The organism is Paenibacillus residui (genome assembly GCF_042677205.1).
Taxonomy (GTDB): domain Bacteria; phylum Bacillota; class Bacilli; order Paenibacillales; family NBRC-103111; genus Paenibacillus_L; species Paenibacillus_L residui.
This window is the reverse complement of sequence record NZ_JBHTIU010000045.1, coordinates 1-14,159: the sequence shown is the minus strand read 5'-3', so window position 1 is coordinate 14,159 and position 14,159 is coordinate 1. Positions and strand designations below refer to the sequence as shown.

The window sequence follows — 14,159 nt, the reverse complement described above, 5'->3', positions numbered from 1 at the left end:
AGCTAGGCTAATAATCCAGTGTAGAAAACATTGTAGTGAATTTTACACAAGAGTCAGGACTTGACCCGTCTTTTTGGAGAAAAGTCGTCGCATACCTGATTCTAGAGCAATAGTGCACGTCTTTGGAGCGATTTTTAGCGAAATGGCCCCATTTTGTGAAAAAGACCTGCACATTTGACCGTCTTTCGCCTTCTTTTTGGAAAAAGGCACGATTTCAATGTATTTTTGCTCGTCTTTGCGATGTCTTCGCCGATGTCCCAACGGATTCCGTAAATCCGGATAATCTCTCCTGCTGGCAGCGTGAGATCGGTGCACAGAATGGCGAGCCATTCCTCCTTGTTCGAAATGATGGCGGACAAAGACGATGGTGACGGGTATCCCCGGAGACAGAAAGCCGGTTTAATGTCATTTGGACATAATTTCATTTGGAAATTGATACGGCTGTACGATTTGCTCTATCCTATAGAGGACACCTCTTCTTTATCGTAGTGATTGCTTGACACTCTCACCACGGCATCATTAGATAACGAAAATTAGGAGTATTATTTTGGCGGATTATCCCGGTAGTAAAGGAAAAAGAAACGCTATGCCCAAGGAGGTTGGTAAGCATGAAAAATCTTTATTTGGTCCGGCACTGCAAGGCCGAAGGCCAGGAGCCGGATGCCGGGCTGACAGATACCGGATTGGAGCAAGCCGACAAGCTCGCTGATTTTTTCTCCGATAAATCTATCGATTATATTATTTCCAGTCCGTATGAAAGAGCGTTCCGGACTATAGAGCCGTTTGCCGTCCGCCGGGGGCTGGAAATCAAGCTGGATTCACGTTTAACCGAAAGAGTGTTGTCGGGAAAGAATCATTCGGAGTGGCGTGATATGCTTCGCAAAACCTACGATGATCTGGACTTAAGCTACGAAGGCGGGGAGTCCGGTAACGAGGCGATAGGCCGTGCCGTTACCGTAATCAGGGAAATCCTTGATGGTCCATACAAAAATGCCGTGGTCGTTTCCCATGGGAATCTGCTGTCTCTGCTTCTGAAATCTTATGACAGCCGGATCGGCTATTCGGAATGGGAAGCCATGTCCAATCCGGATGTCTATCATCTGTCCTTTGCCGGCGAATCCGAAACTCCCGTTATCCGGCGGATTTGGGCGGATTCCCCCCTTTAATTTTCCTTATTATGAATGGGCCGCTGTCGCTGTCCGTTGAATCGCCTCTTTATTTTCCCACAGAAGTGTGCGTAAATTGGATTTCGAGCCCTGAATGATATAATGCGGAATGCGGCACTGCTTGGCAATCTCCACGCAGCTCCAGGTCGCTCGGTGGGAAGTCGCGGTAATCAGCATGAACAGGGCCTGGGCGCGGCGCAAATCGGCATGGATTCGCTCAGGACTGTCCCCATTATCATGAACGAGCTCGGCCCCGGTCTCCGATACGACCGATTCAAACCATTTGGCCTGTCCGCCAATAATGACAATTTTGCAGCCTGTCAGGAAAGGCTCCGGCTTGCTTTTATCCGTTTTCGCCGTCCATGAGGCCTGCTTCTGCCGATCCAGTTTTTTCTTTATCCCTTCGTCTCCTTGGGACGACTTTCGATAGAGCTTGGAAAGCCGGGCGTAATGCCCGTCCACAGCTACATTGAACAAACAGGGATCACCATCCGAAGGACCCTGTACTTCCACATCGCGATAGTGAATCGGGTAGCGGTTCTCCGGGTTGTTCATATCCACACAGTAGAATGTAAAATGCTCCCCCAGCTCCACATACCCGCTGAACTGGTTAATCGGAGCGTAGGTATCGTCCCCTTGCAGCAGCAGCTCGATTTCATAATGAATAACGCCGGATTCCTGTTCATATGGCCTGCATCTGACCTCCGCCTCATGCTCCAAACGATAATGATGAACCATGGATTCCGTAATATTAAACACTTCTCCATGCTCCAGCACAATATAACCGCCATGATCCCGCCTATAAAAGGTGCCGCCAAACCATGCTGCGGTTTCTTCCCGGGAAGGAGCCGACTCTTCCAGCGATAGGGCCTCTTCCTTTCCTTCTTCCGAAGCCGGGGAGTAAACCGCCGTAGGTACCGCATCCTTCTTCGGGTTCATAACGGCAGACTGGGAAGACATAGGGCCTTCTTCATGCAGGTATCGCTCCAGGGAGTCGATCATATCGAATAAAGAGCGAATATGACGGCGAATAGCCGCGCCGCTGCTCCGGTCCGGAAGGGGCTGTCCCAGCTTCCGGCACCATTGTTCCGCTTCCTGAGTGAGTCCGGCAGCCAGCCTTTCCGCCAGCTCGCGGGGGTCCGCCGACCGCTGCTTGAATTCCAGCAAACGGTGCTTCGCCTGCTTCAGCTCCCGTTCCGCCGCCGCGGCACTTTCCTGATATCCCGCCAGCGAGCTTTCCAGCGCGCGAAGCCGGGAAAGAAGCTCCATTTTTTCGCTGCCCAGCACCTCGTTACGCAGCCTCTGCTCCGCCAGCAAAGCTTGCAGGCGTAACACTTCCTCCTGTGAAGCGGAGGCTTCCGCCGATAGTTTCTGTTTTTCTTCGCTAAGCCGTTCCGCCCATCTTTCCTTCACGCGTAATTGTTTGCGCAAATGATCGGATTCCTGCTCGGCTTTAAGCCGGAGGTCCGATTCCCGCTTCAGCCTTCGTTCTACAGCGGCATGCTTGCCGGGATCGATGAAAGAGCGGCAAGCCTCATCATTAGCTGTATCAGGCTGTGGAGCCGGTTCCGTCCTCCCCGCTTGAACCTCCTTGACGGCGGCAAGCTGCTGCAGCCGTTCCTCCGTCTCCTCGGTACGTTCCGGGTGCAGACGCAGGGCCCAATAGTAATGCCAATGCCCGTACTGTTTTATTTTTGCTTCTTGGGCCTCAAGGAACTCCTCCACGTAATCCCCTGCTTCCTCGTAGAGGTCCATTACAGTAAGCAGAATGGCCGTCAACAGCTTTTGCTTCCCTGACGTTTGCCGCAATTTGGAAAGCAGAAGCTTGTAAAACACGGCATCCGGAAAAGCTCTTCTGGGGGAGGCGGTGAGCGGCAGCTCCAGCTGCCTGGCCATATTTCGCTTCTCCACCGGGGACAATTCCTGAACCAGGGAATGGAACGCTTCGGTGTTGAAAGGCTGAGCCGCTTCCTCCAGAATTCTCTGCCTGAAAGGCTGCGACTGCCCCGCCCATTCGTCGGCTTCCTGTGGAGGCACTCCTATCAAACGGGCCAATTTTTTCGTGTTCAAAGGCATCCCTCCTTTTCTGGACAATTGGTAAAATGGGTTCTCTGGTTAAGAGCTATATCAATGCGGCATTCCGCCGAGGTGTTAACAAATTTTTCGGTTCCAATAAGTTCCACAAACAATATGACGTTGATATATTCGATATTTTGTCAGTAATCCCTTCTCCTCGATTTAATAAAATAATACAATAATCTCTGCCCTTCGGAACGGTGTGGTTACCGTGCAAAATGTTATTAAACAATAGGAAAACCGCCCAATCCTAGGCGGCTGAACACTTCAATCCTAATCTTGCTTTATCAATCGCTTTTTAAACGACTCACTTTCCTTTTTCCGTATGGTGGCCAAACCGAAAAGAAGAAGTCCCTCAGTCATTGACGATCTTGATGACTTCAGAGACCTCTTTATCCCTTTTACACCCTACTTCAGCACAATCCCGATTTTTCCGTCTTGAATTTCGATAGGGTAGCTTTTGGCGCGGATTTTATCGTCGATCAGGGATTTCCCGGTTTTGATCTCGAATTCCCAGCCGTGCCATGGACAGCGGACAATCTCGCCGGATTTGCCGAATTCGTATTGATAGACTCTTGACGGCATCGTCGTTCCGCACACGATTCCCCTGCACAGGGGCGCTCCCTGGTGGGGGCAGTAGTTGTACAATGCATAGTATTGACCGTCGATTAGATAAACGCCGATCTCGCGGCCCCCTATGTTAACGATGACATGCCCGCCCTCCGGCACATCTCCTTCGTTCAATACATAATGTACCGCCATTTTCCCCCTCCGTCCGGATAGAATCAAATCGGTTTTACCTCTGGTTGGAGCCAAGCTGGTCCATTGCATACCGTGAAACCGCTGCTGCTTGTCGTACAAAAGCTGCTGTCTCATGACAAGAAAATCTGTCTCCCAAGTCTCCCGAGTCTCCCAGACTGCTGCCGGTCCTTCGATCTTCCCGCTATACTAAAGCTTGTAAAGCTGCTTGGCATTTTCGTATAGTACCTTCCTTCTTGCATCCGGGCTTAACTTGCGGAGGACGGCGGAAGGCGGATCGAAATCCCAATGCGGATAATCGCTTGAGTAGAGAATCATATTCTCGGCGTCGACCATGTTCAGCAGGTCGACCAGATGCTGCGGATTATCCGGCTCTTCGATAGGCTGGGTCGTCAGATAGCAGTGCTCGCGAATATACTGGCTGGGCAGCTTCTTCAGCCACGGCACCTGGGAGCGCAATGCCTTGTAGTTTTTGTCCAGCCGCCACATGACATGCGGCAGCCAGGCCATTCCTCCTTCAATGAGGACAACCTTCAGGCCGGGAAATTTCTCGAATACTCCTTCGCACACCATGCTGACCAGATGGGCCATGAACATCTGCGACAAGCATGTATGCCATTCGATGTACCACGTCGGATACCCTGCAGCAGTCGGCGCGGTAGCCCCGCCCGCTCCTTCCGCACCCGGATGAAGGGCGACAGGCAGCCCGTTCCTCTCCGCCGCTTCGTAGATCGGGTGGTATTGCCGCTGTCCCAGAGGCGAGCGGGCCGCACTGGAAATGATGACTTCGACGATATCGGGATGCCCGCCGATCCGGTCGATCTCCCTGGCCGCAAGCTGCGGGTCCTGGGTAGCTACGGCTGCAGCCCCCTTGAAGGCTCGGTGCTTGCCCAGCCATTCCGCAATGAGGTAGTCGTTGTAAGCGGAGCATATAGCGGCGGCAAAATCCGGATCATGTGTGGTCGAGATATTATAGACCACGCCCGTCAAAATCGCATACTCGACATTGTAGGGCTCTATCAATTGCTTGATCATGAGCTCCGGATCCGAGCCCGCCTTGCCGCCGCCTGGAGGGATCGAGTCCCTCCGCATCACACCGACGGGAGAATAGTAGCCGGAGTACGAGTAGCCTACGCCGCTGCGGGCCACCCTGCTCTTCCACGGCTCCGGCAGATAAGGAACAAGATCGGCATCGTTCTGTTCATTATGGACATCGGCATCGATGACCTTGTAATTCTCCGCCATATGCTAAGCTCCTTTGCAAAATGATCTATTTTTGCCTAGGTCCCCAATAATAAAACGGTAACGGACCTGAGAGACCCTATTTCGTTAAAATAGGACGTTTTTTTTAAATATAAGAAAGTATAAGTTTTCATCTATACCTGTTCTTATATTTCATCGGTAAACGCGCCCGTCCTAAGGACGGCGATAGCCGTTTATCCTTGGGGTAACGGAAACAGATGCACTTATTTCATAGAATATCTCGTATTTCCGCCCTGTTTTTTGCGAATAAGGTCATTGGAGTCCGTTAGCCGGTCGAAAAGGCAATCTTGAGCCGATTAAGGTCCTACGTTTCCGTTAGAACGCGGTCGATAAAGACCACCTTCGAGCCGACCAGGTCTTAGGCATAAGTGTCCATCAGCGTGGTCGAAAAGGAGGCCCCCTCCTCCGGCCGTCATTCCTACCAGGGCTGTTCAACCTATTCAAGAGGGAGACCTCTACGCTTCCACAGGACGTCTTTCCCGGGACTGTTCAAATTCGAGGCCCCCTCCTCCGGCCGTCACTCCTACCAAGGCTGTTCAACTTATTGGAGTGGGAGACCTCTACGCTTCCACGGGACGTCTTTCCCTGGGCTGTTCAAAATGCGAGGTCCTCTCTCCACCTACCGGGCCATCACACCAGTTGCTTACTTGGAGCCATAGGTTCGCTGGTATGCCGTATTGTACATTTCAAGCAGCTCGTCGGCGCCCAGCTTCTTGGCCTGATCGAGAAATTGCTGGTAGGTGTCGTCGTTAATCGGGGTTTTCCCGGTGACGAACTCCGTAATCTTCTGCTCCAAATATTTGTTCAGGTTGTTCAGCTTCGACTTCTCCAGCTCCATCTCTTCCTCCGTCTTGACAATCGCTTTAGGCGCTGGAATGATATATTTCTCGTATCTGGCGTTAATGGCTTTGCTCTTCTCGTTCAAGCCGCTCTCCCACGCGGCCCGGGCTTTGGCATTATTGAGGGAAATATGATCATACCAGACCCCATAGTCACGGCGCAGAGGGACATACGGGCTGTTCCCGAATTCCTCCATGAACCTTGGTTTTCCGTCTTCAATCGTATACGTTTTGCCGAGAATCCCGAGTGAGAGATAATTGGAACCTTCTTCGCTTACCAGATAATCCAGGAACTTGACCGCCGCTTCCTTATCCTTGACTTTGGCGGATATCGCCCGGCCGCTGCCTCCCACGAGCGAACGCGAATATTGATAGTTCTTGATTCCGTCGGCGGCGAATTGCGGAATCGCATCGAGCTCATACTCCTGGCTTCCGCTGGCCGTGCGTCCTTTCTCGGTTAACGGATCAATATCCGCTTTCCAGAAATAAGTGACGAGAGATTTCCCGGACAGTATCCGCTCCTCCCACTGGGCCCCGGTCAGCAGCGAATACTCGGGATCCAGCAGCTTTTCGGCATACAGCTTATTCAAATAAATGAGGGCATCCTTATACCCTTCGTGGTATGGGGCGAAGGCGTATTTTTCCTCGTCCGGGAGGAGATTGAAGAAGCCTTGAATGCCGGTGAAGGCTCTGCCGAACACTGTGTACAGCCCGGTATCCCCGATCGGTGAGTTGGCCGTGAGCGGATAGGAATCCGGATGCTTCTCCTTCAACGCTTTCAGAAATTCGTAGAACTCATCCAGACTTTCGGGCGGCTTCAACCCATATTTGTCTATCAAATCCTTGCGGGCCATCCAGACGAAGTTGAAGCCTTTGCCCTCGGGGTCTCCCTCCAGCACCGGCACAGTATAAATTCCGCCATCCGGTCCGGTGGCCAACGCTTTCGCTTCCGGGAAATCGTCATAGAACTTTTTCAGATTGGGGGCAATATCCAGATAATCCTTCAAATTGAGGAACACCTTCTCCGGACCGTGCTCCCTGCCTTCCTGGGTGCTTACCTGAATAAAATCGGTGACGGAATTCGTCGCGATCATAATCTGTTTCTTTTCATTGATCCCCTCCTGACTGACAACCTGAAATTCGACCTTAACCCCGGTTTTGGCTTCAATTTCCTTGAAAATTTCCCAGTCGTCCCGGACCCGCCCCTCTGTCCGGTCATAGACCAGCCATGTGAAGGTGATCGGCTTCGGACCCGGGCCTTCCGCTCCGCCGGGCGTCTCGGCTGCCGTCCCTCCCTTGCCTCCACTGCAGCCTGCCGCCAGCCCGCCAAGCATAACGGTGGAGAGCGTAATCGCTAACGTTCTTTTGTTCACCTTGCTCGCCTCCTCTTTATTTAGGTTTTGGTCAGAAGGTCCGGTAAGTGATTATTCATACTTGAGACCGGACTTCCCGTCACCGCAGGCACAGAAGACTTCCTGTACTCTCGCGCTTCTGCTTACCGCTTGCCGAAGCGGTCACCCTTTGATCCCCCCGATCATGCTGCCTTGAATAAAGTATTTTTGGATAAACGGATAAATGCACAAGATCGGCAAAGTAGCGATAATGATCATGGCGTACTTCATCGTTTCCATATGGCTCATGTCTCCTTCGCCCTGCACGTTGGAGCCGGCGATCAGAATGTTGCGGAGCATGATTTGCAGAGGATACATGCTGCGGTCGTTGAGATAAATCAGCGCGTCAAAAAACGCGTTCCACTGGTTAACGGCGGTATATAACCCGATCGTGGCCAGCACCGGAAGCGACAGCGGGAGAACAATCCGCAGCAGCACCTGAATCGTCCCGCAGCCGTCGATCGTGGCGGCATCCTCCAGCTCTTCGGGAAGCGCTTCGAAGAAAGTCCGCATAATAAACAGATGCCAGGTGCTGATTAGCGAAGGAAGCACGATGGCCCAGATCGTATTCAGCAGGCCGAGCTTCTGAACGACGAGGAAGGTCGGAATGAGCCCTCCGCTGAAGAGCAGGGTGAAGGCCGCCATCAGCAGGATCACTCTGCGTCCGGGAAGCCATTTCTTGGCGAGCGGGTACGCCATGGCGGAAGTCGCCATCAACGTCAGCACCGTATGAACGAAGGTATAGCGAATCGTATTCCAATAGCTCACCCACAGATCCGGATTGAACACCACTCTTTCGTAAGCAGCCAAGGTCAAGGACTTGGGCCACAGCAGCACCTGTCCGCTCACCACCATGGCATTCTCGCTGATGGAGGCGGAGAATACAAAAATCATCGGATACACCATCACGATAACCAGGCCAATCATGATCACGGTATTGAAGGCGTCAAACAGCCTGGAGGCCAGGCTTTCCCTGATTTTCATCCCGTTCCCTCCCCGCTCGTTACCATAGACTGGTCTCCGAATGTTTTCTGGCTATCCGGTTTGCGAAGACGACCAGAACGAAGCCGATGGCCGACTGGAACAACCCGACCGCCGTAGCGAAGCTGAAGTCGGCGTCCAGAATCCCTCTGCGGTAGACAAAGGTATTGATAACATCCGAGGTTTCATAGTTCATCGGATTGTACAGCAGCAGAATTTTCTGAAATCCTACCTCCATGAAATGCCCGAGATTCAGAACGAACAGAATGATCATGACGGGGATCATCCCGACGAAGGTAACGTGGCGCATTTGCTGGAAGCGGTTGGCCCCATCGATCTTGGCCGCTTCATATAAGGTCGGGTCGACTCCGGCAATCGCCGCCAAATACAGGATCGTTCCCCAGCCGACCTTCTGCCAGATTTCCGAGCCGATATATACGGTACGAAACCATTCCGGCAAGCCCAGGAACATAATCGGTTCCATGCCGAACACCTTCACCAGAATAAAATTGATGATGCCCGTGGACGGGGACAGAAACATGACGATAATCCCCGCGATAACGACCGTGGACAGAAAATGCGGCATATAACTGACACTTTGCACGAACTTTTTGAACGCTTTATTTTTAATTTCATGGAACAGAAGGGCCAGCACAATCGGCGCCGGAAAATGGAACAGCAGATCGTAAATATTCAGCATGATCGTGTTGCGGATGAGCTTCCAGGAATCCGGGGTGTAGTAGAAGAACTCGATAAAATGCTTGAAACCGACAAATTTGCTGCCGAATATTCCCCGGCCTATCGAAAAATCCTGGAAAGCGATAATGATGCCGTACATGGGCAAGTATTTAAAAATGATGTAATACAGGATGCCGGGAAGCATCAGAAAATACAGTGCCTTGTGCTTCTTCAGCATCAGCCATAAATGCGGCGGCTTCTTGCCCTTCGCTCCGGGCAGTACTGCGGCATCGGCGGTTCCGCGGTTTTCTGCTTGATCTGCCAATCATCCCCACCTCCTTACGGGAACGTTTTCATTTTATTGGTTGCTGCGGCACCTCATTTCGCGGCACCGTCCGATCGTTGTTGTGGCTTTACTATACGGAGCGGGCAAGCCGTGCGTAAAGCGCTCAATTTTGCCGGGTCGCTTTTTTTTTGCCGACAAGCCGCATAGAAAAAAGGAGACTCACGAAAAAACGGAGTCTCTTCTTTCGCACCTTTATTTTCGATGGATCGACCGGTATTTCGCCGGAGTAGTTCCTTCATATCTGCGGAAGATTCGAATGAACGAATTTCGCCCCCAATAGCCGACCTGCTCGGCAATCTCGTCGATTTTCATATCCGTCTCCAGCAAAAGCCGCTTCGCCTTGGCCAGGCGGACCTTGGCGATATACTCTACATATTTCTCGCCAACCTCTTCCTTGAACGTACGGCTGAAGTGGCCGGCCGACATGCCCATTCGCTCGGCGAATCGTTCGATGGACAATTCTTCTCCGCAGTGTTCATGAATATACTCGAGAATTTCCGCAAGCTGCCCTCTTCGGGCATCCGGCTTCTCGGCAAGGAACAACAGCGCGTGGGTTTCCCGGAAGCAGTCCCGGATCTCTTCCCAGGTTACGCAGCGGTCCAGCTTGACGAATAATCCGGAGTAGAAAGGGATGCCGAACTCGTTGCGCTCCGTCTCGACCGCTCTTATCCACGTATTTAACACATCGGAGCACAAGTATTTTACCTGAAAAGCGGTAGCGTTCTTCCTCACGCCCTCCTCCAGCAGCTCGTATACCGCCTGCAGCAGTTCGGGGTAATCGCGTGTTTTGAACCGGTTAAAAATTTTGTTCACCTCCTGCACAGACAGGAAGCTGTCCCAAGCCGCACGATCATCCCGGGCATTGTCCGGGCTGTAAATTTCGACCTCGGAACGGAGTCCCTTATACCGGAGCATAGCCAGGGCATGAGCGTAGGAAATATGCAGCTCTTCTATCGTGTCGACCGTCTTGCCGATTCCGATGGTCGCTTTGTAATAGGGCTGTACAAGAATCGTCTGCAGGATCTGAGCCGCTTCCTTCGGACCGAAGGGCTTCGCGGGCTCGCTATGCACGACGCAGGCCAACAAGTCGGCCCGGGTTTGGCAGAGCCATACGGCAACGGGCATCCGCTTGCGGATGTTCTCCTTCAGCTCGGCCATCAGGAACGACCGGGACGTTTCCGACAACTGATCCAGAACGGAGGCGTAATACTGGATTTCGATACATAGCACGGTCCGGACGGCCTGCGACGGATAAGGGAAGTCAATCTCCCTGGCGTAATATTCAATGGACAATCCGTCCCGGTATTCTCCCAGCAGGATTTTGGTCATAAAGTGCTCCTGCACTATTGGGAACATTCCGCCCACCAGCCTGGACAGCTCTTTATTCTCGGAAATCAGCAATCCGGAGAACTGCTTGATGACATCGAGGTCATTCCCCTTCACCGGAAACCATGGTTTCGGTTCGGCAGCTTTATGGTGCGATTCGAGGCCGGTTTTGATCTCCAGGATCGGGGTATACAGCCTCCGGCTCAAATAATAGGATACAAGACTGCCCAATACGAGCACGAAACCGAGAAAGACGAAGCTGACCCTGCTGATCCAGCGCGCCGGCTGCAGCAGCGTCTGCAAATCGATGAGGCTGACGTAATACCAGTCATCCTTGAAATGCGACCTCATGACGGACACCGCCTGCCCGTCTTCGTTAACGAACAGGGAGCCTTCTTGGCTGGCTTGCAGGATGTCAGACCAAGAGTCTGCGTCCAGTCTCATGGAACCAGTCTGGCTAATCACCCGCCCTGAGCTGTCCAGAATAGCCGTGCCCGTCACCCATCTTTCGGTGATGCCAATATGCTCGCGCAGTTTGTCCTCATTCAAATTAACGACGAGATAGACCTCCGGGGAGCGGGTATTGAACGGATAGCTCATCAAGACGGAAATATGAGAGTACGAGGACAGGACTTGATTCGTAAACAGAGGCTTCTGGTACATCGTATGGGGTTCGGTGAAGAGCATCATTTGTTTATCGGAGAAATAGGAGAACAGAGCCGACTTCTCGGCAGGCTCCAGAGGATAATAATGTTGAAAATAAAACTCCTTGCCGGTGTATGTCTGGAAATCAATGACGAGGTCCTCATGGACAAAAAACAGATAGGCGCTGTACATCAACCCGCCCGAATCGATCTTGTTGAGCTGCTCCATCAAGGAATGGACGAGCTCGTTGCGCTGCTGGTTATCGGGGGAGTCGCCGGCTACCTGAAGAAAGCTGACCAGATTGGGGGTGCTGAGCAGATTGATCATATTTGTCTTCAACGAAGAAAATGTACGGTCCGTCTGGTCTGCAAAATTCCGCATAGTGACGTTATTCAGCTTCTCCGCATCGTCTTCGATCAGACGAACTATGAAGAAGTAGGTAAAGGTACACGCAACGATGGCGGGAATGAGGATCAAGATAAAATAGCTGGTGAAGAAACGCCAAAATAGGGCCATGTTAAAAGATCCCTGCTTGATCATACGCCTCACCCGAACAGCCCTCCTCTTCCCCCTCCTTTTCATCTGGAAGGAGCCCCACCCTAACTATACGGCTACAGTATTTTATTGTATGTGGCCATCTCGTTCTCAAGACACCTATCGAACAATGCGCAAACATAATATTAAATTTTGTCGTTTTTTGAAACTTTTCCCATTATTCGTAAGTCTATGTATATATCATTCCTAATAACAGGGGGACAAGATGGGAAAAATAGTAGTCAAGACAGTAATCTTGCTCGTTCTGGGTTATGCAATTATTTTTGCAGGCATAAGCGCTAAGGAAAATACCGGAGCCCTATGGTATCGGGACCAGGTCGCCGTATTGATGTATCATCATGTCCACGATGTGGATCAAAGCCTTGCCACCATTCCAACAGAGCTATTTTCCAGCCATTTGGACTACTTAATAGGAAAGGGCTACAATTTTATCTCTTCGCAACAATTCAAACAGTTTTTAGAAGGCGGCTCCATACCCGACAATGCTGTATTAGTTACCGTTGATGATGGATACGAAAGCTTCTTCGACCATGTTTATCCTCTGCTTAAAGAAAAGAATATTCCCGCAATTAATTTTGTAATTACTGAATTTCTGGATAATCCGTCGGGCGGAAATATCCCGTATCTGAGTCATCGCCAAGTGGAAGACATCGCATCCGCAGCCGCAGACATTGACTTCCAATGCCATTCGCACGCCCTCCACCGCAAATCGGAATCGGGAGAAGCGTTGATGATTGCTAGAATAATAGGAAAGGATGGCGTTCAAGAGACGGAAGGCGAATATAAAGAGCGCATTAAGAAGGATACTCGAACCTGCATCGACTCGCTGAATCAGAGCTATCCCAAAACTATCGATTCCTTGGCTTATCCGTATGGAATCTATGATGAGCTTGCGATCCAATTAATCAAGGAGGAAGGAATCCGATACGCTTTTACCGTTGAAGAGGGCATGGTTACGCAGCAAACCGACCCATGGCAAATTCCGCGAATCAATGCGGGAGGGCCGTGGATTACGGCGGAATCGCTGCATCAGAACATTCTCAATCATGTTGTGGCAGCAACCAAATGAACGATTCTAAAGTGAGCCCCTACTCTGAAGAACACATCCTGGGCCATTGGGCGAACCTAAATTGCTGCGATAATACATCAATTATGAAGCGAATGGAGATGTTCGAAAGAAAAGCCTGCGAAAATACATGAATTCTCTTTCCAAATCTCTAAATCTCTACTTTAACAGGCAAAAAGATGCACTATCGCAGGTTTTTAAACCAGCTACTGAAGTGAGCACTCAAAGAGATGTATTTCTGCAGGCTTTTGCAAATTCGTCCGCTAGATAGCCAAGAAGCGTTATACAGCCGTACACTACCAACTTTTTCTGGGGTAATACCCAACGCTTTCTCTTACGTTGCAAAATTTTCATGGGACCTTACCGGGAATGATGGGAATCGAGTAGCTCCAGGGGATTATTTCGTTGAAGTGGTACGACCTGAGAATGTACGATACGAATCGCTGGATAGTGTTGAAGAGAAAACGACTCCCATTTATAAAGGGGTGGGGGGTTGTAATTTGGGGTACTTCGGGACAACGTTAAAATGATTTCCTGGGATCATACCGGGATGGACGGAAAAGAAGTAGCACTCTGTGATTACATTCGCTCTTCTCTTTCATCGTTGCCCATTGAATCATTGAACCATTGGACCATTGGAGCAAATGATGGGCCAGGCGAGGATAAAGCCAACATGTCGCATCCGGGTCGGTAACGACGTCGCAAAGACGAGCAAAAGTGCATTAAAAAACTGCCTTTTTCCAAAAAGAAGGCGAAAGACGCTCAAATGTGCAGGTCTTTTGGACGAAATGGGGCCATTTCGCAAAAATCGCTCCAAAGACCTGCATTATCGCTATAGAATCAGGCATGTGGCGACTTTTACCCAAAAAGACCTGCACTATCGCTTTAGAATAACGCACCACGCGGCTTTTACCCAAAAAGACCTGCACTATCGGCTAGGCCCCCTAATTCCGGAGTCCGCACCATAAAAAAATAACCATGTATACAATTCCTCTCTTTTGGGAGGTTTTTCGTAAGTTTGCGTATTCTACCGATTCTAAGGTGCCGACTTGACATGGAGCCTCTGCA

General features: G+C 50.9%; 9 protein-coding genes. 2 read left to right on the top strand and 7 right to left on the bottom strand.

The features are described from left to right. Positions 1-608 precede the first annotated feature (608 nt). Positions 609-1,166: a histidine phosphatase family protein gene (locus ACFQ03_RS14610; protein ID WP_379289005.1), complete on the top strand. Its 558-nt coding sequence runs from the start codon at positions 609-611 to the stop codon at positions 1,164-1,166. 9 nt (positions 1,167-1,175) lie between these two features. On the opposite strand, the gene ACFQ03_RS14605 is transcribed toward ACFQ03_RS14610, so the two are convergent. The 7 genes from ACFQ03_RS14605 to ACFQ03_RS14575 form a co-directional block, all read right to left on the bottom strand. Then, the gene (locus tag ACFQ03_RS14605) at positions 1,176-3,236 is read right to left on the bottom strand and encodes a hypothetical protein (protein ID WP_379289003.1); all 2,061 of its coding nucleotides are present in this window, start codon (positions 3,234-3,236) and stop codon (positions 1,176-1,178) included. 414 nt (positions 3,237-3,650) lie between these two features. After that, a complete protein-coding gene (locus ACFQ03_RS14600) occupies positions 3,651-4,118 on the bottom strand; it encodes a Rieske (2Fe-2S) protein (RefSeq protein WP_313960577.1) in 468 nt (155 codons plus the stop codon). A gap of 72 nt (positions 4,119-4,190) precedes the next feature. Then, the gene (locus tag ACFQ03_RS14595; protein WP_144935155.1) at positions 4,191-5,246 is read right to left on the bottom strand and encodes an amidohydrolase family protein; all 1,056 of its coding nucleotides are present in this window, start codon (positions 5,244-5,246) and stop codon (positions 4,191-4,193) included. 661 nt (positions 5,247-5,907) lie between these two features. Next, positions 5,908-7,476, bottom strand: coding sequence for an extracellular solute-binding protein (locus tag ACFQ03_RS14590; RefSeq protein ID WP_379289000.1), 1,569 nt, complete (start codon positions 7,474-7,476; stop codon positions 5,908-5,910). 141 nt (positions 7,477-7,617) lie between these two features. After that, on the bottom strand, positions 7,618-8,478 hold the full coding sequence (locus ACFQ03_RS14585) for a carbohydrate ABC transporter permease (protein ID WP_144935159.1): 861 nt from the start codon (positions 8,476-8,478) through the stop codon (positions 7,618-7,620). 19 nt (positions 8,479-8,497) lie between these two features. Next, positions 8,498-9,391, bottom strand: a complete 894-nt coding sequence (locus ACFQ03_RS14580) for an ABC transporter permease (protein WP_144935181.1) — start codon at positions 9,389-9,391, stop codon at positions 8,498-8,500. 300 nt (positions 9,392-9,691) lie between these two features. Further along, on the bottom strand, positions 9,692-12,010 hold the full coding sequence (locus ACFQ03_RS14575) for a helix-turn-helix domain-containing protein (protein WP_379289007.1): 2,319 nt from the start codon (positions 12,008-12,010) through the stop codon (positions 9,692-9,694). A 220-nt stretch (positions 12,011-12,230) separates the two neighbouring features. Here ACFQ03_RS14575 and ACFQ03_RS14570 point away from each other — a divergent pair, with 220 nt between their 5' ends. Beyond that, positions 12,231-13,094, top strand: coding sequence for a polysaccharide deacetylase family protein (locus ACFQ03_RS14570; protein ID WP_379288997.1), 864 nt, complete (start codon positions 12,231-12,233; stop codon positions 13,092-13,094). The last annotated feature ends 1,065 nt before the right edge of the window (positions 13,095-14,159 follow it).

Excerpts from the sequence above, each read along its gene's own strand:
- ACFQ03_RS14610 (WP_379289005.1), top strand. The coding sequence starts at position 609 with ATGAAAAATCTTTATTTGGTCCGGCACTGCAAGGCCGAAGGCCAGGAG.
- ACFQ03_RS14600 (WP_313960577.1), bottom strand. The coding sequence starts at position 4,118 with ATGAGACAGCAGCTTTTGTACGACAAGCAGCAGCGGTTTCACGGTATG.
- ACFQ03_RS14595 (WP_144935155.1), bottom strand. The coding sequence starts at position 5,246 with ATGGCGGAGAATTACAAGGTCATCGATGCCGATGTCCATAATGAACAG.
- ACFQ03_RS14585 (WP_144935159.1), bottom strand. The coding sequence starts at position 8,478 with ATGAAAATCAGGGAAAGCCTGGCCTCCAGGCTGTTTGACGCCTTCAAT.
- ACFQ03_RS14580 (WP_144935181.1), bottom strand. The coding sequence starts at position 9,391 with ATGCTGAAGAAGCACAAGGCACTGTATTTTCTGATGCTTCCCGGCATC.
- ACFQ03_RS14575 (WP_379289007.1), bottom strand. The coding sequence starts at position 12,010 with ATGATCAAGCAGGGATCTTTTAACATGGCCCTATTTTGGCGTTTCTTC.
- ACFQ03_RS14570 (WP_379288997.1), top strand. The coding sequence starts at position 12,231 with ATGGGAAAAATAGTAGTCAAGACAGTAATCTTGCTCGTTCTGGGTTAT.